27 protein-coding genes are annotated in these 22,598 nt (G+C 71.1%); 14 read left to right on the forward strand and 13 right to left on the reverse strand.

The window, feature by feature from the left end; all coding sequences use genetic code 11:
• Window positions 1–78 precede the first annotated feature (78 nt).
• The gene (locus JFB92_RS20185; RefSeq protein WP_199042940.1) at window positions 79–1,239 is read left to right on the forward strand and encodes a DUF418 domain-containing protein; all 1,161 of its coding nucleotides are present in this window, start codon (window positions 79–81) and stop codon (window positions 1,237–1,239) included.
• On the opposite strand, the gene JFB92_RS20190 is transcribed toward JFB92_RS20185, so the two are convergent.
• Together JFB92_RS20190 and JFB92_RS20195 are read right to left on the reverse strand one after the other, a co-directional pair.
• On the reverse strand, window positions 1,229–1,594 hold the full coding sequence (locus JFB92_RS20190; protein WP_199042941.1) for an MmcQ/YjbR family DNA-binding protein: 366 nt from the start codon (window positions 1,592–1,594) through the stop codon (window positions 1,229–1,231). The genes JFB92_RS20185 and JFB92_RS20190 overlap by 11 nt on opposite strands.
• A gap of 52 nt (window positions 1,595–1,646) precedes the next feature.
• Entirely contained in the window at window positions 1,647–2,540 is an 894-nt protein-coding gene (locus JFB92_RS20195) for a sulfotransferase domain-containing protein (protein WP_307789230.1), read from the reverse strand.
• Window positions 2,541–2,546: 6 nt separating this feature from the next.
• Between JFB92_RS20195 and JFB92_RS20200 the strand changes: the two genes are divergently transcribed.
• On the forward strand, window positions 2,547–2,801 hold the full coding sequence (locus JFB92_RS20200; protein ID WP_199042945.1) for a hypothetical protein: 255 nt from the start codon (window positions 2,547–2,549) through the stop codon (window positions 2,799–2,801).
• 3 nt (window positions 2,802–2,804) lie between these two features.
• On the opposite strand, the gene JFB92_RS20205 is transcribed toward JFB92_RS20200, so the two are convergent.
• Window positions 2,805–6,692 carry a CHAT domain-containing protein gene (locus JFB92_RS20205; protein WP_199042947.1) on the reverse strand — a complete coding sequence of 1,296 codons (3,888 nt, stop codon included), beginning with the start codon at window positions 6,690–6,692 and terminating at the stop codon, window positions 2,805–2,807.
• 74 nt (window positions 6,693–6,766) lie between these two features.
• A complete protein-coding gene (locus JFB92_RS20210) occupies window positions 6,767–7,201 on the reverse strand; it encodes an SRPBCC family protein (protein ID WP_199042949.1) in 435 nt (144 codons plus the stop codon).
• A gap of 23 nt (window positions 7,202–7,224) precedes the next feature.
• Here JFB92_RS20210 and JFB92_RS20215 point away from each other — a divergent pair, with 23 nt between their 5' ends.
• Both JFB92_RS20215 and JFB92_RS20220 read left to right on the forward strand, forming a co-directional pair.
• Window positions 7,225–7,782 carry a TetR family transcriptional regulator gene (locus JFB92_RS20215; protein ID WP_199042950.1) on the forward strand — a complete coding sequence of 186 codons (558 nt, stop codon included), beginning with the start codon at window positions 7,225–7,227 and terminating at the stop codon, window positions 7,780–7,782.
• Between the two features lie 98 nt (window positions 7,783–7,880).
• Window positions 7,881–8,333: a hypothetical protein gene (locus JFB92_RS20220; RefSeq protein WP_199042951.1), complete on the forward strand. Its 453-nt coding sequence runs from the start codon at window positions 7,881–7,883 to the stop codon at window positions 8,331–8,333.
• Window positions 8,334–8,408: 75 nt separating this feature from the next.
• On the opposite strand, the gene JFB92_RS20225 is transcribed toward JFB92_RS20220, so the two are convergent.
• Together JFB92_RS20225 and JFB92_RS20230 are read right to left on the reverse strand one after the other, a co-directional pair.
• Entirely contained in the window at window positions 8,409–8,828 is a 420-nt protein-coding gene (locus tag JFB92_RS20225) for a VOC family protein (RefSeq protein ID WP_199042952.1), read from the reverse strand.
• A gap of 114 nt (window positions 8,829–8,942) precedes the next feature.
• Entirely contained in the window at window positions 8,943–9,491 is a 549-nt protein-coding gene (locus tag JFB92_RS20230) for a glyoxalase superfamily protein (RefSeq protein WP_199042953.1), read from the reverse strand.
• Window positions 9,492–10,032: 541 nt separating this feature from the next.
• On the opposite strand from JFB92_RS20230, the gene JFB92_RS20235 reads away from it, so the two are divergent.
• Window positions 10,033–10,671, forward strand: coding sequence for an arsenate reductase ArsC (locus tag JFB92_RS20235; protein ID WP_199042954.1), 639 nt, complete (start codon window positions 10,033–10,035; stop codon window positions 10,669–10,671).
• Here the strand turns inward: JFB92_RS20235 and JFB92_RS20240 are convergent.
• Window positions 10,668–12,041 carry an NAD(P)-binding domain-containing protein gene (locus JFB92_RS20240; RefSeq protein WP_199042955.1) on the reverse strand — a complete coding sequence of 458 codons (1,374 nt, stop codon included), beginning with the start codon at window positions 12,039–12,041 and terminating at the stop codon, window positions 10,668–10,670. The genes JFB92_RS20235 and JFB92_RS20240 overlap by 4 nt on opposite strands.
• 109 nt (window positions 12,042–12,150) lie before the next feature.
• Here JFB92_RS20240 and JFB92_RS20245 point away from each other — a divergent pair, with 109 nt between their 5' ends.
• From JFB92_RS20245 to JFB92_RS20255, 3 genes are all read left to right on the forward strand, one after another.
• The gene (locus tag JFB92_RS20245) at window positions 12,151–12,498 is read left to right on the forward strand and encodes an ArsR/SmtB family transcription factor (RefSeq protein ID WP_199042956.1); all 348 of its coding nucleotides are present in this window, start codon (window positions 12,151–12,153) and stop codon (window positions 12,496–12,498) included.
• A 71-nt stretch (window positions 12,499–12,569) separates the two neighbouring features.
• Complete coding sequence (locus JFB92_RS20250) at window positions 12,570–13,193, forward strand: ClpP family protease (RefSeq protein ID WP_199042957.1); 624 nt, start codon at window positions 12,570–12,572, stop codon at window positions 13,191–13,193.
• Window positions 13,190–13,777 (forward strand): ClpP family protease, encoded by a 588-nt coding sequence (locus tag JFB92_RS20255; protein ID WP_199042959.1) that lies wholly within the window; start codon window positions 13,190–13,192, stop codon window positions 13,775–13,777. The genes JFB92_RS20250 and JFB92_RS20255 overlap by 4 nt, the downstream gene beginning before the upstream one ends.
• A 5-nt stretch (window positions 13,778–13,782) precedes the next feature.
• Here the strand turns inward: JFB92_RS20255 and JFB92_RS20260 are convergent, their stop codons facing one another.
• Window positions 13,783–14,127 carry a helix-turn-helix domain-containing protein gene (locus JFB92_RS20260; protein ID WP_199042960.1) on the reverse strand — a complete coding sequence of 115 codons (345 nt, stop codon included), beginning with the start codon at window positions 14,125–14,127 and terminating at the stop codon, window positions 13,783–13,785.
• A gap of 68 nt (window positions 14,128–14,195) precedes the next feature.
• A complete protein-coding gene (locus tag JFB92_RS20265; protein WP_199042962.1) occupies window positions 14,196–14,603 on the reverse strand; it encodes a DUF6463 family protein in 408 nt (135 codons plus the stop codon).
• A gap of 62 nt (window positions 14,604–14,665) precedes the next feature.
• Here JFB92_RS20265 and JFB92_RS20270 point away from each other — a divergent pair, with 62 nt between their 5' ends.
• Complete coding sequence (locus JFB92_RS20270; protein ID WP_199042964.1) at window positions 14,666–15,268, forward strand: TetR/AcrR family transcriptional regulator; 603 nt, start codon at window positions 14,666–14,668, stop codon at window positions 15,266–15,268.
• Here the strand turns inward: JFB92_RS20270 and JFB92_RS20275 are convergent.
• Window positions 15,231–16,334, reverse strand: coding sequence for a hypothetical protein (locus tag JFB92_RS20275; protein WP_199042965.1), 1,104 nt, complete (start codon window positions 16,332–16,334; stop codon window positions 15,231–15,233). The genes JFB92_RS20270 and JFB92_RS20275 overlap by 38 nt on opposite strands.
• Window positions 16,335–16,462: 128 nt before the next feature.
• Between JFB92_RS20275 and JFB92_RS20280 the strand changes: the two genes are divergently transcribed.
• Both JFB92_RS20280 and JFB92_RS20285 read left to right on the forward strand, forming a co-directional pair.
• Window positions 16,463–17,485 (forward strand): sensor histidine kinase, encoded by a 1,023-nt coding sequence (locus JFB92_RS20280; protein WP_199042966.1) that lies wholly within the window; start codon window positions 16,463–16,465, stop codon window positions 17,483–17,485.
• The gene (locus JFB92_RS20285) at window positions 17,482–18,141 is read left to right on the forward strand and encodes a response regulator (RefSeq protein ID WP_199042967.1); all 660 of its coding nucleotides are present in this window, start codon (window positions 17,482–17,484) and stop codon (window positions 18,139–18,141) included. The genes JFB92_RS20280 and JFB92_RS20285 overlap by 4 nt, the downstream gene beginning before the upstream one ends.
• On the opposite strand, the gene JFB92_RS20290 is transcribed toward JFB92_RS20285, so the two are convergent.
• Both JFB92_RS20290 and JFB92_RS20295 read right to left on the reverse strand, forming a co-directional pair.
• Window positions 18,138–18,737, reverse strand: coding sequence for an alpha/beta fold hydrolase (locus tag JFB92_RS20290; protein WP_199042968.1), 600 nt, complete (start codon window positions 18,735–18,737; stop codon window positions 18,138–18,140). The two genes, JFB92_RS20285 and JFB92_RS20290, sit on opposite strands and share 4 nt — an antisense overlap.
• A gap of 107 nt (window positions 18,738–18,844) precedes the next feature.
• The gene (locus JFB92_RS20295) at window positions 18,845–19,294 is read right to left on the reverse strand and encodes a hypothetical protein (protein ID WP_199042969.1); all 450 of its coding nucleotides are present in this window, start codon (window positions 19,292–19,294) and stop codon (window positions 18,845–18,847) included.
• A 734-nt stretch (window positions 19,295–20,028) separates the two neighbouring features.
• On the opposite strand from JFB92_RS20295, the gene JFB92_RS20300 reads away from it, so the two are divergent.
• Together JFB92_RS20300 and JFB92_RS20305 are read left to right on the forward strand one after the other, a co-directional pair.
• Complete coding sequence (locus JFB92_RS20300) at window positions 20,029–21,072, forward strand: phosphotransferase enzyme family protein (protein ID WP_199042977.1); 1,044 nt, start codon at window positions 20,029–20,031, stop codon at window positions 21,070–21,072.
• Window positions 21,073–21,199: 127 nt separating this feature from the next.
• On the forward strand, window positions 21,200–21,484 hold the full coding sequence (locus tag JFB92_RS20305; protein ID WP_199042980.1) for a hypothetical protein: 285 nt from the start codon (window positions 21,200–21,202) through the stop codon (window positions 21,482–21,484).
• A gap of 3 nt (window positions 21,485–21,487) precedes the next feature.
• Here the strand turns inward: JFB92_RS20305 and JFB92_RS20310 are convergent, their stop codons facing one another.
• Window positions 21,488–21,997: a hypothetical protein gene (locus JFB92_RS20310; protein ID WP_199042981.1), complete on the reverse strand. Its 510-nt coding sequence runs from the start codon at window positions 21,995–21,997 to the stop codon at window positions 21,488–21,490.
• Window positions 21,998–22,204: 207 nt separating this feature from the next.
• Here JFB92_RS20310 and JFB92_RS20315 point away from each other — a divergent pair.
• The coding region (locus tag JFB92_RS20315; RefSeq protein WP_233163571.1) for a transposase at window positions 22,205–22,598 on the forward strand (394 nt) is incomplete at its 3' end.

Below are 22,598 nucleotides of genomic sequence, written 5' to 3' on the forward strand. Positions count from 1 at the left end.
CCGACTCCGCCGTTCGGGGCGGCGAAGACCCTGCCGCGGTGGGATTCGGCCGCGCCCGGCGGCGGCGAGCCTTGAAACATGGACACCTCCACCGCCACGACCGAGACCGCCGCCCCGGGAGCGAGGCAGCGGCGCCTGCCGCTGCTGGACGTCCTGCGCGGCGTGGCCATCGTCGGCACGCTCGGCACCAACATCTGGCTGTTCACCGGCTCCGGCAGCGAGGGCGCGCTGCTGACCGGCAACCCGATCGACGGCGGCGGCCCCTGGATCGAACGGGCCGTCATGTTCGCCACCAACGGCAAGTTCATCTCCATGCTGACGCTCATGTTCGGCGTCGGCCTGGCCATCCAGTTCCGGTCGGCGGCGAACCGCGGCAGGCGCTGGCCCGGCCGCTACCACTGGCGGGCGCTGTTCCTGTTCGTCGAGGGCACCGTCCACTTCGCGCTGGTCTTCGCGTTCGACGTGCTCATGGGCTACGCGGTGACCGCGATCGTCGTGGCCTGGCTCCTGACCCGGTCCGAGCGGGCGCAGCGGGCGGTGATGTGGACGGCGCTGGGCCTCCACGCGGCGGCCATGTCGCTGCTCACCCTCGCGATGGCCGCCGCCCCCGCCTCGGACCCCGATCCCGGCACGGTCGCCGAGATCGACGCGATATACGCCTCCGGAAGCTGGCTCGACCAGGTCGAGTTCCGCCTGGACAACCTGCTGCTGTTCCGCCTCGAACCGGTGCTGGCCTCGGGGATGATGCTGTTCCTGTTCCTGCTGGGCGTCAGGCTCTTCCGCGCCGGAGCGTTCGGCGACGACGCCCGCGGCCGCGCCGTCCGCGCCCGGATGCTGGCCTGGGGGCTCGGCCTCGGAATCCCGCTCAACCTGGCGATGGGCCTCGGCCCGGAGTACCTGTCACTGGCCGAGCGGTACGTGACCGCCCCGCTGATGGCCTTCGGCTACATCGGCCTGACCGGCTGGATCATCGACCACGCGCGCAAGGGCCCGGTCATGACCGGGCTGGAGCGCCTGGGCAGGTCCGCGCTGAGCGGCTACGTCCTCCAGAACCTGCTCGCCTCGGTCCTGTGCTACGGCTGGGGCCTGGGACTGGCCGCGAAGTACGGCGACAGCGCCGCCTTCACCGTCGCCCTGTGGCTGGCGATCAGCCTCGTCCTGGTCGTCGGCGCCGGCCTGTGGCTGCGCCGTTTCCCGGCGGGACCGGCCGAGATGCTCCAGAAGCGCCTCATTCACTGAGCCGCTCGACCAGGGTCGGCGGAGCCACGGCCCGGAAGGCTTCCTCGCAGCGGTCGGCGATCTCCTCCCAGTCGACCTCGCCGTCCAAGCGGATGCCGAGCCAGCCCCGGTGGCCGACGTACGGCGGCCGGAAGTACCGGTCCGGGTCCATCGCGATCGACTCCTCCTGGGCGCCGAGCGGCGCGGCGCACCACAGGTGCGGGAAGGTGTGGTCGTGGTGGCCCCGATGCCAGAGCGTCACGAACGACTTCTTGCCGCGCACGAACCAGGTCGGCGTGCCGTGGCTGGGCCGCTCGGTCACCTCCGGCAGCGCCATGCAGATGCCCCGAAGCCGTTCGGGCAGGTCATCGGTCATGAACCGACGCTACCGCGCCCCTGCGACACCCCGCGCCGCTTCCGGTCCCGTCTCAGCGGCCCCGGTGGAGCCATTCCAGGAGTCCGGCGGGCGCGAGCGCGGCGCACCGCTCCCGGTATTCGTCCAGTTCCCCGGCGGTCAGGAGGTCGGTCCCGGAACCGGAGCGGCCCCGGCGGAAGAAGCGGCCGGTGTCCTTGAAGATCCCGCCCTGGTTCGGCGCCAGCGCCGCCGAGTTCCGCTTCATCGTCTCGAACGAGGCGGCCCGGACCAGCTCGGACCGCTCCGCCGCGGGCAGGTCGACGCCGAGCCAGTCCGCGACGCGGCCCATCTTGGCGTCGAGGTCGGCGCTCAGGTCCTCGTAGTGGACCAGCAGCACGTTCGACTCCTCGCGGCGCGACCAGGCGTCGGCCAGGTGGTGCATGAAGCCGGGCAGCGAGTCGAGGTGCTCGCGCGGATCGGCCTTCTCGGCGATCCAGTCCAGCAGCCAGTCGCGAACCGGTTCGCGGGTTTTCTCCGGCTCGTCCGGATCGGGTGCCGAGGCGCCGGTCAGTTCCCGGAGCCGCTCCCGGTCGATGTTGTCGCCCTGGTGGTAGAGCGAGACGGCGGCGTCGAGCGGGTGGCGGGCGACCACGATGTAGCTCGCCCGCGGATCGATCGGCACGCCGTCGAGCGGCGTGTGGGTCTTGAAGAACCGCCGGTGCCGCTGGGCGCCGAGGTGCGCGAACAGCGACTGGACCGGCGCGCCGGTCCAGTCGAGCCAAGGCGAGATCTCCGTCAGCGGGTGCGGCAGGTCGGGCGTCTTGAACACCAGGAGCGCGCAGATCATCTGCATCCAGGTGGTCCCGGACTTGGAGCGGGTGCTGATCACGATGTCGCCGGGCCGGAACTGGAAACCGGCCCAGCGGCCGCTGTCCTCGTCCGGGGCTCGATAGCGGTAGGGAGTCACCGGCACATGCTAAGTCCCGAGGCGCCGGTCGGCATCCGACTTTTCCACCCCGTCGTCTCAGGCGGCGACCTCCTCACGGAGGCCGCGCGCGAGGCCGACGTCGACCGTGTCTTCTCCCGGACCGCCCGGGCCACCACGACCGCGGCGCTCCCGAAGGGATTCAGCGCCGAGACCGCCTCCCTGGTCGAGACGGCCCTGCGCTACGCCGGCCGCGGCAGGCCCGAGCGCCGCTACCGCTGGCGCCGGGCCGCGGCCGAGTAGCCCCTAGGGGCCGAAGTGGACGAACCTCGCCCAGTGGGCGGTGTCGTCCGGGTGCGCCTCGCGCACGGCCAGAACCGCGTCGTGGAGCGCGTGGGCCGAGGCGTCGGCCCGCCCGTCTCGGACGAGTCGCCGGTAGAAGCGCTCGGCGACCTCGGAGGCCGCGTTATCGTTGACAGTCCACAAGGTTCCGACCACATGGGACCAGCCGGTGTGCTGCATGGCGGCGGCGACGCTGATCGCCTCGTCGAGGTTGGCGACGCCGCCGGTCGCGGTCTGACATGCCGAGAGGAACGCCAGACCGCCGGTCCCGGCGATGCCGGCGAGGTCGTCGACGCGCACCAGTCCGGCCGTCTGCCAGTCGAAGGGAACCAGGCCGCCCTCGGAGGGCCGATCGAGGTCCTGGGTGCCGTGCGAAGCGATGTGGACCCAGGAGTGCGAGCCGAGCCCGGCCGCGATCGCCTCGCGGGTGGCCGCCTCGTCGGTCAGCGTCGTGACCGCGTCGGCCCCGAACAGTTCGGTGAGCATCCGCTGTTCCCTTGCGGCGCCGGGCAGCGCGGCGAACGGGCCCGGTGTCTCGGCGACGGACACGACCAGCGGGTCCGGATCGGCCCCGCGGTCTCGCGACCGCGTGTGCGCCAGGGCCCGCAGCGTCGGAGTGTAGGAGGACACGGCCCGGTCGAGCACGGACTCGCCGCGCTCGCCTGAACCGGCGGCGTGGACGGGCAGCAGGGTGAGCGGCCCGGTCGGGCACCACCAGACGCGGGGCGGCTCGGCCGGTTCCGGACCGAATCCGAGGTGTTCCAGGACCGGTGCGGCGACGCGGTCCCAAAGCCACTCCAAGGTGGCGCGGGTCGCCGCTTCGAGTCCGAGGCGGCCGTCGGGCCCGGTGTACCGGCGCAGGGCGCGCAGGTACTGGTTGGTCGCCTCGACCGCTTCTTCGGCCGTGAACGGCAGCGGCACCGAGGTCTGAATCTGTCTAGTGAGGACGATCGCGTCGCAGCGCCAGCGGCTGACGTTCAGCACGACCACGGCACCGGGTCCGGTCGGCAGCAGGTCGTCGAACGCCGGCGGGGACATGAACTCGGTCGGATTCGGGAACTGAGGCGTCGCCGGGAGGGCGCGGATCTCCTCGGTCAGGGCGTCGAGCCTGCGCGCCGCCTCGTGGCGCGCCTGCCCCTCGCGCTCGGTGTCGGCCTCGTGGTCGGCGCCGGCCGGATCGAGCACGGCCAGGCAGCGGTCGAGTTCGGCGGCGAGCCCCGGGTGGGCCTCGCGGAGCCGGGCGCGGTCGGAACGGAGGTCGAGCAGTTGGCCCCACAGCACGCCGCGGCCCTGTTCGAGCACGCTCACGGCCGAGGCGACGTCGCCGACGCCGATCGCGCAAGCGGCCGCGTCCATGGCCAGGGCCGCGGCGTCCTCGTCGAGAAGGCGCCGCCGGTCACCGGAGTCGAGTCCCCGCCAGGCCAGGCGAGGCAGCAGTTCCACGGCGGACCGGAGCAGCGGCAGCGCGGCCGCGGCATCGCCGTCGCCTTCGCTCATGATCATCCGGGCCGCGATGTGCCCGGCCCGGACGCGCAGTGAGACCGGAGCCGACGCGACCGCTGCGGCGTCGCCGAACGCGGCGGCGGCCTCGGCCCGGGCCGCCGGATCCTCGGCCTTGCTGTCGAGGGCCTTCCCGAGCACCCAGTGCATATGCGCTCGACCGGGGCTGTCGACCGGAGCGTGCTCAAGCGCCCTGGCCGCCAGCGACAGCGCCTGCTCCAGGTCGTCCGGGTCGGCCAGCGCCTCGAAGCGGCGATGCAGCATCTCGGCGAGGTTCGACAGGGCGGCGGCGTGCGAGGAGTCGTCGGCGGGCGTGGCGGCGGTCGCGTCTCGAGCGTGTGCCACGGCCCGTTCGAGGTCGGCGGGGTTGTCCGAGGCCCGGAAGCTGAGGAGATGCGCCTTGGCAAGGTAGCTCGCGAGGGTCGCGCGGAGACGATGCGTCGCGGGAGTCAGGTCGAGCGCCTCGGCTCCGAGATCGAGGGCCTCCGCGAGTTTCTCCTCGCCGCCGTAGTGCTCGAACCGCTCGAGTTCGACGACCGCGAGCGAGGCCAGGCGGGTCGGCCTGCCGGGATGGTCGGCCGGTGTCAGACGGAGCGATTCGCGAACGAGCTCGGCGGCCTCGTCCCGGTCGGCGACGCCGCCGGTGATGCGGTACCTGGTCCCCAGCGCCGCCGCGAGATTGGCGAGGTTTCCGGCCCGGTGCGGACCGCCTCCGGACGCGGCCCCGAGCGCCTCGCGGGCGACGGTCACGGCGTCGTCGGCCCGGTCGAGCTCGCCGGTCCGCTCGGCCCAGTGGTGCAGCGTGCTGGCCAGGTTGGACAGAACGGCGGCACGGCGGAAATCGGATGGGGCGAGCGCCTCGATCGACCGCCGTAGCAGCTGGGCCGCCGCCGCGAGGCCGTCGGTGTCCCCGGTCCGCTCGGCCATCTCACGCAGGGCGTTTCCGGCGTTCGACAGGATCACTCCGGAGTCGGGGAAGCCCGGCGGGATCGACGACACTGAGCTTCCGGCCAGCTCGACGGCCTCCTGGAGGTCACCGGACTCCGAGAGCCGCCGGTACCGGGTCACCAGTGTGTTCGAGAGGGTCGACTGGCGGGCCCGCCGCAGCGGGTGGTCTTCGGGGGTGAGGTCCAGCGCCGAGCGGGCCGCTTCGACGCCGTGCTCCAGGTCGTCGAGGTCGCCGGTGAGACCGTAGACGGTCCACAGTACCGCGCCGAGGATCGCTCGGGCCTGGGCCGGGTCCGGTCCCGTATCGCCGGACTCGATGAGCGCGCGCATCAGTGCGGCGGCCTCGGCGGCGTCGGCGGGTGTGCCGTCGCGCTCGGCCCTCGTCTGCAGCAGCTCGGCGAGCGGCGGCACGGCCGTGGTGTGGATGTGGTGGCCGGGCCCGAAATGCGCGGCCGCCTCCTGCCATGCCTCGATGGCGGCGTCGAGGTCGGCGGGATCGCCGGTGGCCCTGAATCTCCCGGAGAGCATGGTGCCCAGGTTGAACTGGTGGGCGGCGTTGTCGGCGTTCTCGCCGGGGGTCATGGCCAGGACGAGTCGCCAGGAGTCCACGGCCAGGTCGAGGTCCTCGACCCGTCCGGTCAGGTCGGCCCGCCTATGCAGGCCCAGGCTCAGGTCGACGATGTAGGACCGGCGGTTCGGATCGTCGTCGGCGGCGCTCTTGTAGGCGTTGAAGTAGTGCGTGACGGCCGCGTCCAGGTCGGCGCGCTCGCCGAGGACCGCGTGCCGCCCGAAATGGGCCAGGCCCAGCCGCCACAGGCGGAAGGCGCTGTCGGGGTGGTCGGCGGGCGTGGCGGCCGTCCAGGCCCGGTTGACGTGAGCGGCCTCGTCCAGGTCCCCGATGTCGTGGACTCGTTGGGCTCGGGCCCAGAGCACTTCGGCCAGGTCCGCGAGGCGGTCGGGGTCGTCGGGCTCGGGTTCGAGGCGCACGCGCAGGACCGCCGCGGCGAGGTTGAGCGCGGCCGGGTCGCCGCTCTCGAGCGCGTTGTCGCGCACGGCGTCCAGGCGGCCCAGGGTCGGGTTCGGGCTGTCGGGGTCGACGATCAGGTGCCTCAGTTCGGCGGGGACCAGGTCCGGTCTGAGCTGCCCGATGATCGAGTACAGCCCTGCGGCGCGGACGGTCTCCCGGTGCCGCTGTTCGCCTTCGAGCATTCCGGCCCGGCAGAAGTGGAGGAGCGCGATCGCCATGCAGCCCCACAGGGCTTCATCGAGGTCGGTGACGCGCCGTCCGCGAAGCTCCTCGGCCAGGGCCAGGAGCCGGTCGTCGAGCACTTGCTCCGGGTCGGTGACGTCGAGGTCTCGTATGTGATCGCTGAGCTGCTGAATCAGGGCTGATTCAGACACCATTGACGGCTCCTTGGATGGGTCGGCCTCCAAGGATATGGGCTGGGAGCAAAGTCGGCGAGGCGGCCGCGGTCGCGTTATTCGCTCGACTGGGTCCGTTCGGCTTCCTTGCGGTAGCTGTCGTTCTCGAAGTCGATGGCGCGTCGGACGGCGGCGCCGAGCAGCAGGGCGAACAGTCCGGTGCCTCGGCCGGTCGCCTCGAATCTCAGCGTGTTGCGGCATCTGCCGTCGTCGACCTCGGTGATCTCGTGTTCGGCGGTCCAGGTCATGCTGCCGCGCCTGCTCTGCCATGTGAAGCGGCGTCCGGGTTCGAGCGCGGTGACCGTCCACACCCGGGCGGGTTGCATCGGCTGCTTGACCCGGGCCCGGTCGCCCACCTCGAGCGGGGCCGGATCGAGCGGTTCCACGCGCCGCATGGTCGGGACGAACGCGGGCCAGCGCGCGATGTCCACGGTCAGGTCCCATACGGTCGAGGCGGGGGCGTCGATGAGGAGTGAATTCTTGTATCGCACTTCGTCAATGTACCATCTGGTACATGAATCAGAGGGCACGGCAGCGGCTGCTCGCCGAGGTGGTCGAGTACGCAGCGGACCAGGGTATCGCGGGCAGGAGCCTCCGCGAGATCGCCGCTGGCGTCGGCACCAGCCACCGCATGCTGCTGTACCACTTCGGTACCCGCGAGGGACTCCTGGACGCGATCGTGTCCGATATGGAGGATAGACAACGGGATTTGCTTGCCTCGCTGGCCGAGTCCGCCGAGACCCCGAGGGAGCTGATGACCGCGCTGTGGGCGGAGCTGTCCGGCCCGCGGCTGCGGCCCTTCGTGCGGCTGTTCTTCGAAGTGGCCGGGATCGCCGCCGCAGGTGGGACCGACGGCGGTCGGCGGCCGGACGGCCTGACCGGTCCCTGGCTCGACGGCGCTGTGGAGGCGGCCAAGTCGGTCGGCCTCGAAGCCGACCCGCCGCTCCTGCGCGCCGGCATAGCGCTGACACGCGGGCTCCTGCTGGACCTGGTCTCCGGCGCCGACCCGCACGAAGTCGACGCCGCCCACGCCTCGTACCTCGACCTGCTGGGGCGCTCGACGCCGTTGTGAGTCAAGGCCATCGGCGGCGCGGAGCGGTCCCTTCCGGTGCCGTGTACGGTCGATGCGCTGGAAGGCGGTGGAGAATCGTGAAGCCGGTGGACGCGAACGTGTCACTCGAAGTGGGGCATCCGATCAGCCGTACGCATTCGGGTGGCCTCTACGGCTACGGCACCACCGATCGCACCTACCTCGAGGTTCCCGGCCGAGTATGTCGCCCCGAGAACGGCAGCGCCGTCGTGGAAGTGCGCTGCCCCGAATGCGACGCCCTGATCCGAGTGCAAATCCTCAGCGTCCGCCGGACGCAGAGGTCGCGCCGGATGTGGGTCGCCCTGGCGGTGGCGGGCGGACTGGTCTGCGCGGCACTGCTCGTCATCCTGCTCACCCTCGTCGAACCCGCGAGCCTCTCGACCGACCAGCGAGACGGGGTGGTCGTAGCCTCCGTGGTCGCCGGAGTGCTCGGTTTGTACGCACTCTTCGTCGGCCAACTGTCCGCGAGATGCGAGGTCGGCGTCAGGACTAAGGACGATTCAGAATCCAAGGGGCACACGGTGGTGGCCTGAGGTCGCCGCCTCGACCCCGTTTCGCGGCATCGGGCCGGACGACGATCACCGGCGCGCCGCGCCTGCAGACGGTCGTCAGGTCACGCAGAACTCGTTGCCTTCGGGGTCGGCCATCACGAAGAGACGGTCGACATCCTCCCTGACCACGGTGGCCCCGGCCTCGGTCAGCCGCTCTTTCTCGGCCGTGATCCGCGTCCAGCGTTCCTCGGGACTGCCGGTGCCGCCCACGCGTATGTCGATGTGGAGGCGGTTCTTCGCGGTCTTCGGCTCGGGAACTTTGAGGATCGACAGCCGCGGCCCGATCCCGGCCGGGTCGCACAGCCACGCGCCGTCGTCGGCATCGCCCCCCGGTTCGCCGAGGTGCCGCAGCCATTCCTCTCTGGTGGCGAACGGCGGTGGTGGCGGCTCGTCGATGTAGCCGAGTGCCAGTTTCCAGAACTCGGCCAGGCGCGTCGCCTTCGCGCAGTCGAGTGTCAGGTCGAATCTCGCCGCCATGCGGTGCCTCCTCGTCGGTCGGGGCGCCCGCGCACGACCTCGGTGGTCGTGCCGCGATGCCGCACCGGTTCGCCATGGTGCCCGCCGGGTACGACATCCCACTCGCCGCGTGCGTCAGCGGCGTCGGTACTCGTTGAACCGCAGACTGTTGCCGAAGGGATCGGTGAGGGTCATGCACCGCGACTCCCACGGAACGTCCTCGATGCCCGGATTGAGGTAGGGGTAGTCCTTGGCGGAGAGTTCGGCGTGGAGGGCGTCGATGCCGGTCATGGGCACGAACACGACCGCGCCGGGAGAGCCGTCGCCGTGGTGCTCGCTCAGGTGCAGAACGGTGCCGCCGCGCTCGATCTGCATGTACAGCGGCGCCTGCGGCTCGAAGCGATGCTCCCAGGACAGTTCGAATCCCAGATAATCGAGGTAGAACTCCCTGGCCTTCTCGATCGAGAAGATCCGCAGGACCGGAATGGCCGGATTCAGCCCGACGCCGCCGGCGCGGTCTTCGGCCTCCTTCAGGCGGGCGGCCAGGATGTTCCAGTCGCCGAGCCCGAACTGCTCGGCCACGATCTCGAGGCTCTGGCCATGGGTCGGCTCGGACAGGCCGCGCCGGCTCAGCCCGAAGCGGAGTGCCTTGGCCATCGCCTTGGCATCGCGGAAGGTGCGCATGGTGTCGTTCCTCCTTCGGGCGAAGGTCGGGTCAGTGCCTGCGTTGCTGACGACTCGCCGCTCGGGGAGGTTCGAACTCGCGCTGTCGATGATGCGTTCACCGTGCCCGGGAGGGGCGCAGGCGGCCGGCCGCATCTGCCGCCTCGACCTTATCCGGCAGGACTGACACGGTCAACGCGCGGCGGCCGATCCGCGTCGGTCCTCCGCCGTAGGTTTGAACAGGGGGGACCACCTGATGTCCGTTTTGCCGGGACTCTCCGTTCATGTTCTCGCGGGACGCTCGCGGTCGGTGCCCCTCCGGGTTCGACGCCGATGCTCGGCCCAGGTCGGCGGTCTCGGCGCGGTCCTCTTCGGAGGGGCGGTCCTCCGGGGTGCGCGGTTCCATGCGGCGAATCTGCGGAGGCGCGTCCCGATTCGGTCACGGTTCGGCCCCCGACTCCGCCCGGCCCGGGAGTGGCAGCTTAATTAGATATCTGTAAAACTAGACGAGAATCGAATCAAGCGGCCAGGGACTCCTCCCGCGAACCGAAGGGACTACGCCATGCCGGCCCGATCGAGCTCCGCTTTCTCACTGGACGACCAGGTCGTGTTGGACCACGTCGCCCAGCGCCTGTCGCAGAAGTTCGCCGAGCATTTCTCGGCCGAGACCGTCCGCGAGGTCCTCGACGACTCCTACCTCGTGCTCGCCGCGACCGCCCGGGTGCGCGCCCACCTGTACGTCCTGGCCGAGCGGTTCGCCGCCGAGCGCCTCGAAGCGACCTCGGCGACCCAGGGCACCCGTGTCAAGACCAGGCCGGAGGTCCTGTTCGTCTGCGTGCACAACGCTGGGCGCTCGCAGATGGCCGCCGCGCTGCTGGACCACCACGCCGCGGGCGGGGTCCAGGTCCGCTCCGCCGGATCGGCCCCGACCGACTCGATCAACCCCGCCGTGGTCGAGGCCCTCGAGGAGCTCGGCCTGGACGTGTCCAAGGAGTTCCCCAAGCCGCTGACCGACGAGGTGGTCCGGGCATCCGACGTGGTCATCACCATGGGCTGCGGCGACGCCTGCCCGGTCTACCCGGGCCGCCGGTACCTGAACTGGGAGCTCGACGACCCGGCCGGTCAGCCGGTCGAGGTCGTGCGCGGCATCCGCGACGACATCGACCGGCGCGTCCAGGAACTCCTGCGGGAACTGGTCTAGTTCCCCGAGCCGCAGCAGCCGTCACCGGCCGGTGTGAGCTCGATCGGCTCGCCCGAGCGCCCGTGGAGGACGCCCGTGCTCAGCCCGCGGGGCGCGTCGGCCTCGGCGGCGAGGTCGGTCGAGCAGACCCCGGTCTCGGGCAGGTCGAGTTCGACCCCGTCGGCGGCCTCGCGGTCCCCGGCCAAGGCCGCGGCGATCGAGCGGACCTGCTCGTATCCGGTCGCCAGCAGGAATGTCGGGGCCCTGCCGTAGCTTTTCATTCCGGCCAGGTAGAAGCCCTCGTCGGGGTGCGCGAGGTCCTTCTCGCCGTGCGGCGGCACGGTGCCGCAGGAGTGGAAGTTCGGGTCGATCAGCGAGGCGATGCGGGCCGGGGCCTCGACGGTCGCGTCCAGTTCGAGGCGGACCTCGCGCAGCATCTCCAGATCGGGCCGGAATCCGGTGGCGCCGACGACGTTGTGGACGTCGAGCTTGACCGCCTCGTCTCCGGCGCGGCCGACGACGGCGACCGAGCCGTCCGGCGCGGTGTCGAAGCGCTCGATGCCGATCCGGGTGGTCAGCTCGATCCGGCCGGTGTCGACCAGTTCCTTGAGCCGCGTGCCGAGCGCGCCGCGGGCCGGGAGCGCGTCACTGACTCCGCCGCCGTAGAGGCGCCGGGGCGAGCCGCCGCGGATGGCCCACAGGACCTCGGTCCGCGGCGCGGTCTCGGCCAGTTCGGCGAGGGCCAGCAGCGTGTTCGCGGCCGAGTGGCCCATGCCGAGCACGAGGGTGCGGCGAGCGGCGAAGCGGTCCCGGTCGCGGCCGAGGACGTCGGGCAGGGGCCCGGTCCGCCACGGGGCGTCGGCGGTCTCGCCCGGTGCGGCCAGGCCGTGGGCGCCGAGGGGGTTGGAATGGCCCCAGGTGCCGGAGGCGTCGATGACGGCCTCGGCGGTGATGTCCTCGTACTCGCCGTCGGCGGTGCGGACGCGCAGCAGGTAGGGGCGGCGTCCGCGGCCGAGGGTGCGGGTCTTGTCGGCGCCTTCGCGGGTGACGGCGACGACGCGGGCGCCCAGTCGCAGGTGCCGGGCGATCTCGGGGGCGGCGGCGAGGGGTTCCAGGTAGGTCTCGACGAGTTCGGCGCCGGTCGGCAGGGCGTCGGGGTCGGGGGCGGTCCAGCCGTGGGAGGTCAGCAGGCGGGCCGCGGCGGCGTCGACGTCGTAGCGCCACGGGGAGAACAGGCGCACGTGCCCCCATTCGGCGACGGCCGCTCCGGCGCTCGGTCCGGCCTCGAGGATGATCGGGGTGATGCCGCGTTCGAGCAGGTGGGCGGCCGCGGCCAGGCCGACCGGACCGGCGCCGATGACGGCGGTGGCGGGTGTCGCGGGACTGGTCATGGTTTCCTCCGGATGGCTTCGGCGGTCCGCGCGGACCGCGATCACATCAGCTTCCGTAATTAATACCAGCGAATACTGTTGATAGCAAGTTCTGTGCTTTAATTGGCGCATGACCCGCACGATCGAGCTCGCCCGGTCCGGGCAGGAGGCCGCCGACGCCACCGCCATCGACCGCGCCGCCGAACTCGCCCCCCAGTTCAAGGCCCTGTCCGACCACAACCGCCTCGCGATCGTGCTGCTGCTGTCCGAACGCTCCCGCACCGTCCGCGAACTGACCGAGGCCACCGGCCTGGCCCAGACGCTCATCAGCCACCATCTGACGCCGCTGCGCGAACTCGGCCTGGTGACCGCCACCCCCAAGGGCCGCAGCAACGTCTACGCCCTCTGCTGCGACGCCTTCGCCGAACCCCTGCGCGCCCTCGCCGGCCTCAACACCCCGCCCGGCCAGGCCGACTGATCCGCTGTGGGCGGATCCGCCCACGGCGGATTCGATGGCCGCCACCGGGTGCGGCGGCGCACCGTGGTGGCATGAGCGAAGAATCCAAACCGCCGCTGTTCAACGAACGGTCCCGGCGCGAACTCTACGAACAGCGCGTCCTCGTCCTCGACGGGGTCCTCGACGACGACAACGGCACCCTGCTCGCCACGCAGATGCTCGCCCTCGCCGCCCACGACCCGGGCTCCGACATCGCACTGTGGATCCATTCCCCGGGCGGGTCGGTGCCCTCCATGCTCGCGATCCGCGACATCATGCGCGTCGTCCCATGCGACGTGGCCACCCTCGCCCTCGGCATCGCATGCAGCGCCGGCCAGTTCCTCCTGTCGGCCGGGACCCGCGGCAAGCGGCGCGCCCTGCCGCACTCCCGCATCCTGATGCACCAGGGCTCGGCCGGGATCGGCGGCGCGGCCGTCGACATCGAACTCCAGGCCGCCGACCTGCGCTACACCCGCGACACCGTCCTCGGGCTCATCGCCGAGGACACCGGCCAGCCGCCCGAGCGGGTCTTCGAGGACTCCCTGCACGACCGCTGGTACACCGCCGAGGAGGCGATCGAGTACGGCTTCGTCGACGCGATCGTGTCCGCCTTCGACGAAGTCGCCCCGCACCCGCGCCGCAGACTCGGCTTCCCGGCGGAAGGGGCCGCCCGATGAGCACCTACGCCATTCCCAACGTCATCGCCGAGCACCCCCGGGGCGACCGCGTCATGGACGTCTACTCCCACCTGCTGTCGGAGCGGATCATCTACCTGGGCACGCCCATCGACGCGGGCGTCGCCAACGCCCTGGTCGCCCAGCTCCTGCACCTGGAGGCCGCCGCACCCGACCGCGACATCCACCTCTACATCAACTGCGAGGGCGGCGACCCGAGCGCGATGCTGGGCGTCTACGACACCATGCGCTACATCCGGCCGAAGGTCGCCACGACCTGCGTGGGCCAGGCCGTCGCCGTCGGCGCCGTGCTCCTGGCCGCCGGCGCCGAAGGCAAGCGCGCCGCGCTCCCGCACGCGCGCATCATCCTCGACCAGCCCGCCGCCCAGGGCCGCGGCGCGATCCCCGACCTGATCCTCCAGGCCGACGAGGTCGTCCGCGTCCGCTCCGACATCGAGCGGATCCTCTCCCGGCACACCGGGCAGAGCCCCGCCACGCTCCGGGCCGACACCGACCGCGACCGCGTCTTCGACACCGAAGCGGCCAAGAAATACGGACTCATCGACCACGTACTGGAGGAGAAGTGATCCGCTTAGGCCGCCAGCGCGAACGCGGCCCGGGCCCCGAGCCCGACCGACGCGCTCGCCTGCGGGGTCCGCAGGCGCCGGGCCACGGCCAGGGCCACGTCGGCCAGGCTGAGGTCGAGCGCCCCGGCGACGGCGGCGATCATCTCGCTGGAGGGGTCCTTCATGCCGCGCTCCATCTCGGAGAGGTACTGCGGGGACACTCCGGCGCGGTCGGCGGTCTCGCTGAGCGTCTCGCCGCGCTCGCGGCGGACGCTGCGCAGATGATCGCCGAGCGTGTCGCGCCACAGCGGCTCGCGCTCGGCGGGCGAGGAGTCGGTCCGGGGTTTCGGCGTGGGTGCAGTCTCGGCCATGCTTCATGGTAAGTCCGCGCGGCGGCCGATTCCGCCCGTTACGCCCACGGCGGAATCGGACCGCGCCGCTAGGACGCGGCGACCGGCGCGTCCGCTCCGGCGCGGGCGGCGCGGCGCACGCCCGCCAGCAGCATCCCGGCCGCGATCGTGGCCACGATCCACGGCGCGGGCTCGACTATCGCCCCGGCGACCAGCGACCAGGCCCCGATCGCCCACGCGATGAAGGCGGGCGGAACGAGGCCGCGGCGGTGCATCCACAGCACGGTCGCGCCGACCACGGTCAGCGGCAGGCCGAAGCTGCCGACGCTGAACCAGAACGCGGCCTCGACCGGTTCCATGCTGTCGAGGGCGCCATCGGTCGTCCACAATTCGCCTCCCAGCCAGGCCCCCGCGTGCGTCGTGACGGTGAAGCCCAGCGATAGCAGCAGGTGCGCCACTCCCACCAGGACCATGATTCGTCCGGCCCACTTGATCATCGGAGCTCCCTCCTGTTACGGAACTCTTAGTTCCGATACTGTTGGTTCTATATCCTAGGACCATGTCGGAGCACAGACAACCCGGCGGCCGCCCGCGTGACGGCCGCATCGACGGCGCCATCGCCCAGGCCACCCGCGAACTGCTGGCCGAACGCGGCTACGCGGGCCTGACCGTCGACGCCGTAGCCGCCCGCGCCGGCGTCGGCAAGGCCGCCATCTACCGCCGCCACGCCACCAAACAGGAGATGATCTTCGCCGCGACCGTCCACGACATGCAAGAGCAGCCGCCTCCCGACTCCGGTTCGCTGCGCGGAGACCTGGCGGCGATCACCCGCACCATCGCCTCGCAGCTCTCGACCGCCCCGCCCGACGTCCTCCACGGCCTGCTGTCGGACATCCACGCCGACACCGCCCTCGGGGATCGCTTCACCTCGACCTTCCTCGAACGCGAACGCCTCGTGATCACCGAGGTCCTCCACCGCGCGGTCGCCCGCGGCGAACTCGCCGAACGGCCCGACACAGGGGTGGTGCACGCCCTGCTGCTCGGGCCGATCTTCTACCGGCTGTTGATCCTCGTCGACGACGGCGAACCGATCGGGGACTTCACCGCCGTCGTCTCCGAGACCGTCACCGCGGCGCTGCTGTCGGGAACGGCCCGCCCCTGACCTCCGCCTCCGACTCGGCCCCGCACTCGGCGCACGCGCCGCGCCGCCGCTGGCGGTAGGCCATCGCGGCGACGAAGAGCCCGGCGCCCCAGAACACCCACAGCGTCTCCGGCAGCGCCAGCGGCCACGTGCTCACCGAGACGCCGCGGACGGCCACCGCGCGGATGTACATGATCCCCGCCGAGGTCACCAGCAGCGCGACGAACGTCGCCGGCGCCACCGCCAGCATCGGCGGCACCCGCCTGCCGCGCAGGCCGATCATCCACCGCGGGAACACCTCGCCCCAGCGCTGGAAGAGCCCGAGCGTGAGCACCGCCCCCAGTGCGCCGAACGTGGCCAGCGCGGCCCCGGCGATCCACAGCCCGTTCTCCTGGCCGGCCCGGTAGAACTCCGGGTCGATGCCGAGACTGAAGCCCAGCGCCCACGCCCACCGGGTCAGGCAGTAGACCATCGGCGCCGCGAACGCCACCCACGCGGCCGGCCTCCCCCAGCGCCGCAGCAGCGCCGAATCGGAACCCTTGCCGCGCCCGCACCGAGCGCAGCCGCCGACGACGGCCCGCCGGTAGGCGACCGCCGTCAACGCCCAGGCGAACCCGGCCACCATGCACAGCAGCAGGTTCAGCCTCGGCAGCCGGAACAGGTCCCCCCATTCGGCCTGCTCGGGCCAGCCGAAGAAGAGCTTCCCCACGACCAGGATCGGCGTGTAGGCCACCGTGATCAGCGCGCGCGAATCCTGGATCAGGACGGTCAGCCCGAACGCGACCGTCCACGCGAACGCAGGCAGCAGCCACCGGGCCGGGCCGCCCGACCAGCGCCGCGCCATCGCCACCCCGGCCAGCGCACCCGCAAACCCCAGTGCGGCGATGACCGGACCTGCCACCTCCGGCGTGGCCCAGCCAAGCAGCGACATCACCAGGGCGTCCTCCCCTTCGCCGCGCAGCTCAGGATCGCCGACGCCGAAGGGGAACCCGGCGCCGCCGAACCACCAGTACACGCCGAGCGACCCGTACAGCAGCGACCACGCGGCGGCCGCGTACCCGATCCATTCAGTCCATCGTGTTCTCATGCCTCGATCCTCGACGCGCACCGGCCGTTCAGTCAGATGCCGATCGGCACCTATCGCGGCCCGGACAGGGCCCCGGCATGCCTCTCGGCACAGGCCCGCCCGGCCGCGGCGAACGTAGACTCGCGACCATGGCCCCCTGGTTCCGCGCGCTTCCGCGCTCCGCGTTCATCGCGCTGGGTGCGGCGGCGGCGTCGGTCGCCTACACCGCCCTCATACTCGGCGGCCGGGCCCCGGTCCTGCCCGTCTCGTGGGTGCTGGTCGAACCGGCGGCGCTGACCGTCCTGTTCTACGCGGCCGCGCGCTGGTCGCGGCCCCGCCCGGCAGCCTGCGCGGCCGCGGCGGTCCTGACGGCCCTGGTGTCGATGATGTTCCGCTTCCTCGACGGGCCCTGGTGGGAGCCGCTCGCCGGCGGCGTGGCCTGGTCGTTCCCGGCACTGACACTCGGCGCGCTCGCGGTCTACCAACGCGCCCAGGAGCGCCTGCGCGAACGCGCGATCGCCCGGGCCCGCGACCGGCAGCGCATCGAACTCGCCCACGACCTCCACGACTTCGCCGCGCACGACATCAGCGAGGTGGTCGCCCAGGCCCAGGCCGGGCGGGTGACACTGGCCGGTGGCGACGAGCGCGTCACCGCCCTGCTGGAGCGCATCGAACGGGCGGGCCTGCGGGCACTCGGCTCGATGGACCGGACCGTGGGCCTGCTGCGCGGGCCGGACGACGCGGACACCGCCCCGCCGGGCGGCGTCGACCGGATCGCCGAACTCGTCGACCGGTTCAACGAGGCCGGGTCGCCGACCGCGCGCCTGCAGGACGACCTGACCGGGTCGGCCGAGCGCGACACCGGCGCGGTCGCCCACCGCCTGGTGTCGGAGGCGCTCACCAACGTTCGCCGCCACGCCTCGGGCGCGGCCGAGGTCCGCGTCGAACTGCGCGGGTCCGGCCGATTCCTGACCGTCGCGGTCACCGACGACGGCCGCGCCGGCCCCCGCAGACGGCACCGGGCCCGGTCCGGCCTGGGCCTGACCGGCCTCACCGCCCGAGTCGAAGCCCTCGGCGGCACGCTCACCGCCGGGCCGGTCGAGCGCGGCGGCTGGCGAGTCGAGGCCCGGCTGCCGACGTCCGACTTCGAACCAGAGGGAGCCGACAGGTGACGACACGAGTGCTCATCGCCGACGACCAGGCGGGCATCAGAGACGCCTTCCGCATGGTGATCGACGCCCAACCTGACATGACCGTCGTCGCCGAGGCCGCCGACGGCCGCAGCGCCTGCGACCAGGCCCGGCAGCTGCGCCCCGACGTGGTCCTGGCCGACATCCGCATGCCCGGCCGCGACGGGCTGGAGGTGACCCGCCTCCTGGCCGGACCCGGAACCACCGACCCGCTGCGCGTGATCGTGGTCACCACTTTCGATCTCGACGAGTACGTCCACACCGCGCTCCGCGAGGGCGCCTGCGGATTCATCCTCAAACGCTCGGGCCCGAACCTCCTGATCGAGGCGATCCGCGCGGCCATGGCAGGGGAGGCGCTCATCAGTCCGCAGGTGACGGTGCGGCTGCTGCGCCGCATGGTCCCGCCGAAGCCGTCCACTCCGAGCGGCGCCGACCTGACCGCGCGCGAACTTGAGGTCGTCCGCCTCGTCGCCGAGGGCCGGACCAACGCCGAGATAGCCCAGACCCTGGTCCTGAGCCCCGGCACGATCAAGAACCACATCGCCGCCGCCCAGCGAAAACTCCAATCCCGAAACCGGGTGGGAATCGCCGCCTGGGCCTGGTCCACCGGCCAGATGTCGCCCGGAGACCCGACCTAGGCGGCCAGGGCCCGGGTGTCGGCGGCGAACCGCGCCAGATCGTACAGGTGCGGAAACACGCCAGGGGTCCCGTAGACCTCGCAGCGCGAGCGGGGGATGCGTTGCCGCAGCCATTCCGCGTAGCCGGGCCGCGGCTCGGCGGCGAACACCGACAGGTACGGGCACCGGATCGGCCTCGCGCCGCCGGTGATCTCGCGCAGCGCCTCGCGCGCGGCGAGGTCGACCTCGCCGGAGCCGGGCCGCGTGTCCAGCCCCTGCTCGACGTTGACGACCGCGTGGGTGACGAACCGGACGGCGAACATCGAAGCGACCAGCGCCGCCGAGGAATAGCCGACCAGCACCGGAGCTCGCGTGCCGAGCCTGAACACGACGCGCGCCAGCTCCTCGGCCGAGGCCCCGGGCTCGCGCCCGAACGGAAGGTCGAGCACCGCCACGGTGTGCTCGTCGGCCAGCCGCGCGGCCACCGGCCACCACGCCGACCTCTCGTGGGAGGCGTCGCCGATGAGCAGGATGGGGCGCCCGCTGGAACCCCATTGCTCGTAGGTCCATTCGCGGTCCGGACCGTGCCGGATCGAGTTGATTCGCGGGGATGACAAGTGAGTCTCCTGCCAGGGAGGAAGGACGGGAACGACCGCCCGGCGCGGACACGGCCGGGCGTGGCGGCGCGCGTCGCGGGGACGCGGCCGTCAGGGAATGGGGTCGATCACACCGAACCGATTGGAGGAGCGCGTTCGGCCACCGCCGCGGTCCGGTGTCGCACGCTCCGACGCACCGGGCGCGAATCGCCCGGTGCGGTCTCGAAGAGGGTGACCGGCCGCTTGTCGTCGAAGATCGCGAGCACCCGCGGAACGACGCCGGCGACGCGATGCCACAGCAGGCTCGCGCCCGCTCCGACCAGCGCGTACACGGCAGCCCCGATGAGGAGGACCAGCAGCGGCGGCACTGCGTAGTCGCCGGAGACGGCGCGCTCGGCGAAGTCGGTGGCCACGAACGCGCCGGTCGACAGCAGACTCGATGCGCGCACGGACGCACGCGAGGGGCGCGCCGATCCGCCCCGTCGGGCGGGTGCGGTCAGCAGTGCCGCCAGCACCCCGAGCGCGAGGCACCCGAGGAACAGGGCCGCCATGCCGGAGTGCCCGTCGACCCGCCACACGTCCGCCTCGCCCGCGTGATGGGCGTGGTCGAACAGCCATACCGACAGTTCATGGGCGGTTACCCAGGCGAGGAGCCCGAACGCCAGCGCCGAGCAAGTCCGCAGGAGCGCGGCGGCGAGGTCGCGGCACGGCCGGTCGATGGCGGTCCTCCCCCAATGGCAAGAATCCGAGTATTCCCCAGAACACTACCGAACCGGCCGCTTCGGTGCCTCCGGCTGCACGGCGGCCTTGCGGCCGGATCCGGTGGACACTGAATGGACAACGGCCGGGCGTCTGCCCGGCCGCTTCGCTGTCTCGTCTTCCGCCGCATGGCGTCTGAACTGGTATTGGGTTGTCGATTCGGTGGAGCTGGCAACGGCCTACTTGAACCCATCACCCCAGGTCAACGCCCACGCAAACCAGCTCCCTGACCTCTTCAGGAGCCCCACCCGAAATCCTGACCCCTGCCCCACGACCAAACAGGCCAAACCCCGCTCATCGAACGGAAGGCCCTGGGCCCTCAACCGCCGCCTCACCAACGCAGACCGAACCGCAATTGTGAGCAAGTACCAGGCGGGCGTACGCCAAAAGGCGCTCGCGGAGAAGTACGGCATCAGCCTCTCCAGCATCAAACGCCTGGTCCGGGAAGCATGCTGAATGAATCGCGTCCGCAAATTTCCTTGCCGCGCTCGCGGGGCTCTGATGAGATGGCACACAGGGCACCGCTACCCCGCGGCCCGAAAACGGAGTCGCCATGCAGCAGCACCACCTCGCCCCGACCGCGCTCGAATCCATCGCAATGACAGCGCTGGCCGAATACAACCTGCCCGGACCGCTCCATGTGGCGCCGATCCGAGTCCTGAACAACAGCGTTCACGAGGTGATCGCCGGCGACGGCAGTCGACACGCGCTGCGCCTCCACCGGCCCGGTGCCCGACGCAGCGACCACACCCTCGCCGAACTGACCTTCCTTGCCGATGTCCACGCGCGTTTGGCAGCCGAGCGCGTCACGGTCCCCACACCGGTCCCCGCCACCGACGGCCGACTCCTCGTCTCCCTCACGCTGCCGCAGGAAGCGAACGGTGACGGACCGGTGGAAGTGCACTGCGATCTGCTCACCTGGGTCAACGGCAAGGTGCGCCGACCGGGCGGCGGGCTCGGCACTCGGGGTGTCTATCAGCTCGGCCGGGCCCTCGCCCATCTCCACCGTGTTGCCGAAAACTACACGCCCCCAGCAGGATTCGTACTGCCAACCTGGGACGCCGCAGCAATGTTCACTGCCGAGAGCTCGCCCTACAACTCCGGGCCGATCGGCGAGTTTCTGAGCGGCGAGGACCTGGCACTGTTCGAATCGGTCGCCGAACAGACCGCCGCCATCCTCGACGAACTCGGCAGGGGCAGTGAGTCCTTCGGGCTGATCCACAACGACTTCATCCTCGGCAACTGCCACCCCGTTCGCCGCCGCCCCCACAGCTGGGACATAGGGGTCCTAGACTTCGACGACTGCGGTTGGGGCCACTACCTTTACGACCTCGCACCCGTCATGGGCAACCTGAGCGACTACGCCCACTTCGAGGATCTCAAGCACGCATTCCTAACCGGGTACCGCATCGTCCGTCCCCTGTCAGCAAACCTCGAGACTCATTTGCCGGTCCTCATGGCCGCCCGTCATGCGAGCCAATGCCTGTGGGCCGCCGGCCTAGCGCGCCGCCCTGGAACCCAGGAACTCGACACGACTTCCCACATCGCCTACCGCATGGACGAAGTCCGCCGCTGCCTCGCCCTCGGCCGAAGATAGGCCACCGACCAACCGGAACGTTCCACAGCAGCCCACAGAGCCGTACAGACGCGACAGCCGAAGCATCCAAGCATGGAAAGAGCGGTCATCGATACGATGACCGCTCTAACCCTCTATGTCTCATTCCGTGGAGCTGGCAGCGGCTTACTTGAACACATCGCCCCAGCTCAACACCCACGCAAACCGTCTCCCCGACCTGCTTACCCGCCCCGTCAAAAATCTTGACCCCGCGCCATCACCCCAAAGCACCGTCACCGCCTGGGCGTTGAATCGCCGCCTGTCCGACGATGTCAGAAGCGCCATCGTGACCGCGTATCGAGAGGGTGTCCGCCAACAAGTCCTCGCCGACCGCTACGAAGTCAGTCTCTCCAGCATCAAGCGCCTGCTTCGAGCGGCACGGAGCACGAGCTGACCACTAGCGGCCCTTCTCGGGCTTCGGACATTTACGGCCTTCGACCATCGCTGAACAGTGCTCCCTGAACGTCTCCTCGGCGGCGGTTTGCGAGCCGAACCAGTAGGTCGTGTCATCGTCGTCGTCCACGGAGACGAGCCACAGTTCAAGCCAAAGCATCGAATCACAGCACCGATACCCATAGCCTTCCTCGAAATATCGGGCCTGCCAGGACAACACACCCGAGAGCCCCTCGATGAACGCGATATCGCCGGCGAGATAGTTGGACGCAACCTCGCCCGCCCGCCGCTCGACCACCGTGCTGCGAGCAGCGATGGCGACGCCAAGTTCGTCGATGACCTGTGGGATCAGGTCCTCGATGTCGAGTGTCTGATCGCGATGCATCCCGGCGAGTTCGACCAGCCCCGAAGTTTCAAGGCCGCGAACCAGGGCATGCGCCGCTTCCATCGGCACATCAACACCACGATCGAACCGATGGACGAAATCCTCGAAGACACACATCAACCGCTGCACCAGCCAAGAATGCCGCAGCGCGGGACTATGTCGATAACGGTGTAACCGGTCCGGAAAGGATTTACGGTGACCACCGTGAACAGTGATACGAGCAAGTCTCAGCAGGTCAAGAACGACACTACGGTAAGTCGGGCAGCGGAGCGGCTTGGTCCGCGGCGCACGCCGCGGCCGGTCACGGCCGCCTCGGCGGTCGTGGATGAAGAGCTGATGGCCCTGCTCCGGGAGCGGGCTGAGGCCGGCGGGGTCAAGCTCGCCGGGAAGGGCGGGCTGCTCGCCGAGCTCACCAAACGGGTCCTGGAGGCCGCGTTCGAGGGCGAGATGGCCGATCACCTCGGCTATGACAAGCACGAGGCCGCGGGGCGCGACGGGGGCAACTCGCGTAACGGCTACCGGGCTAAGACCGTCACCACCGACATCGGCCCGGTCGAGATCGACGTGCCGCGCGACCGGGACGGCTCGTTCGAACCGAAGATCGTGCGCAAGCGCCAGCGCCGCCTGGGCGGGGTCGAGGAGATGGTCTGCTCGCTCTCGGCCAAGGGCCTGACCTCCGGCGAGATCTCGGCGCACCTGGCCGAGGTCTACGGGGCGAGCGTGTCCAAGG

Origin of the sequence: Glycomyces salinus (assembly GCF_016428645.1) — a bacterium.
In the GTDB taxonomy this organism is placed as follows: domain Bacteria; phylum Actinomycetota; class Actinomycetes; order Mycobacteriales; family Micromonosporaceae; genus Glycomyces; species Glycomyces salinus.